Source organism: Mesorhizobium sp. M7A.F.Ca.ET.027.03.2.1 (assembly GCF_003999175.1).
Classification (GTDB): Bacteria; Pseudomonadota; Alphaproteobacteria; order Rhizobiales; family Rhizobiaceae; genus Mesorhizobium.
Genome location: NZ_RZOM01001248.1, coordinates 1 through 1,589, shown reverse-complemented (window position 1 = coordinate 1,589; position 1,589 = coordinate 1). Strand labels below are relative to the sequence as shown.

Below are 1,589 nucleotides of genomic sequence, written 5' to 3'. Positions count from 1 at the left end.
TCGGCAGTGCCGAAGGCTTTCCATGATAGGAATTTTTTCTTGACACCCTGCCCTCAGCTATGGTACATTTTCGCCCATGGTGCTGATTTGCGCCAGTGACCCGCCGCGCAGGCGGGTTTTTCGTTTGATGCTCCGTCAGCCACGCGCCAGCGGAGGGGCAGCCTCGCCGCTTCTTGCTGTGAAAAAGTCCGATTTGCATGCGCGACTGATATTTGCGATCTGCTCGCATCAGGGCGGGATATCAGGAGGAGCATAGCCGATGCGCTGGAACATGATGATCTTGGCCTCTTGCCTGCTGACCACCGGCTGTGTCGGCGGCACGTCGATGTCGGAACAGCAGGATGCGAACGTCCAGTCCTCCCTGCAATACGACACCGTGCCGTGCGATCAGTTGCTGGCGCAGCGCAACGGCTTGGCGCAGCAATACAACCTTCCGGCGAAGGCCAAGCCGACATTCTCCAACCCGGCGATGGGCTTCGGCCCGTTCACGCCTGACATGCGCTCCAAAGCCAAGCGCGATACCGACAAGGCGAGCGGTGAGATCGATGCCATGAACCGGTCGATCGATCGACGCGACTGCGGCCAGCCGGACAAGCAGAAGAAGCTCGCTCTGCCTGGCTAGTACCCCGCCTTGCGGTCCACCAGATTGTCCAGCTTTTCACCGCGTTCGAAGGCGTCCATCTGGCGCAGCATGATCGGCGCCAGATGCACCGGATCGGAGGTCGCTGCCGCGTGCGGCGTCACGAACACTTTTGGATGCCCCCACAGCGGACTGGTCTTCGGCAGCGGTTCGACCTCGAACACGTCGAGGCTCGCCTCCTTCAATGTGCCGTCATCCAGCGCCCGCAAGATGTCGGCATCCTTCTGCAGACGGCCGCGCCCGGCATTGATCAGCACCGAACCGCCGAGGCCGTTGCGCTTCCGCAATTCCTTCAGCACGCCGTAGTTGATAATGCCCTTGGTCTCCGGCGTCAGCGGCAAAAGCACCACCAGGATGTCGGTGGCCTTGAGGAAGGGGATCAGTCCAGCCTCGCCGGAATAGGTCGCGACTCCTTCCATGGCCTTGTCGGTGCGCGACCAGCCATTGACGGCAAAGCCGAGCGACAAAAGCACCGAGGCCGCGGCGCGGCCGAGACTGCCGAGGCCCATGATGCCGACCGAAATGTCACCGGCAGGCCTCTGCTGCGGCTCGTGCCAGATCTTCTTCGGCTGCTGCGACCGGTAGAGCAGGCCCTGGCGGTGATGATCGAGAACCCGCCAGACGACATATTCGGTCATGTACTGGGTGAGGTTGTCGGCGACGACCTTGACGATCGGCACATCGGGCAGGCCGGGATCGGCGAAGATATGATCGACGCCGGCGCCGATCGAAAAGATGGCGCGCAGATTGGGCAGCGACGACAACAGGTTCGGCTTCTGCTTCCACACCACGGCATAGGTGATCGACGGGTCGCTGGCGCCGTCGGGCTCCAGCACCACCTCGCGCTCGGCCGACAGGAGCTCGCGCCAGCGCTGCGGATGAAAGCCGGTGACGGCAAGCAGGATACGGCCTTTTTCCATTGCGGTCTTTTAGTCCCTCTCTACGCAAA

Annotated in this window: 2 protein-coding genes; one reads left to right on the top strand and one right to left on the bottom strand. The window is 62.2% G+C overall.

What is annotated here, in order from left to right:
- Positions 1-259: 259 nt before the first annotated feature.
- Complete coding sequence (locus EN750_RS33495) at positions 260-622, top strand: hypothetical protein (RefSeq protein WP_127399208.1); 363 nt, start codon at positions 260-262, stop codon at positions 620-622.
- Here EN750_RS33495 and EN750_RS33490 read toward each other — a convergent pair.
- Positions 619-1,560 carry a glyoxylate/hydroxypyruvate reductase A gene (locus EN750_RS33490; protein WP_127321001.1) on the bottom strand — a complete coding sequence of 314 codons (942 nt, stop codon included), beginning with the start codon at positions 1,558-1,560 and terminating at the stop codon, positions 619-621. The genes EN750_RS33495 and EN750_RS33490 overlap by 4 nt on opposite strands.
- Positions 1,561-1,589 lie beyond the last annotated feature (29 nt).

Excerpts from the sequence above, each read along its gene's own strand:
- EN750_RS33495 (WP_127399208.1), top strand. The coding sequence starts at position 260 with ATGCGCTGGAACATGATGATCTTGGCCTCTTGCCTGCTGACCACCGGC.
- EN750_RS33490 (WP_127321001.1), bottom strand. The coding sequence starts at position 1,560 with ATGGAAAAAGGCCGTATCCTGCTTGCCGTCACCGGCTTTCATCCGCAG.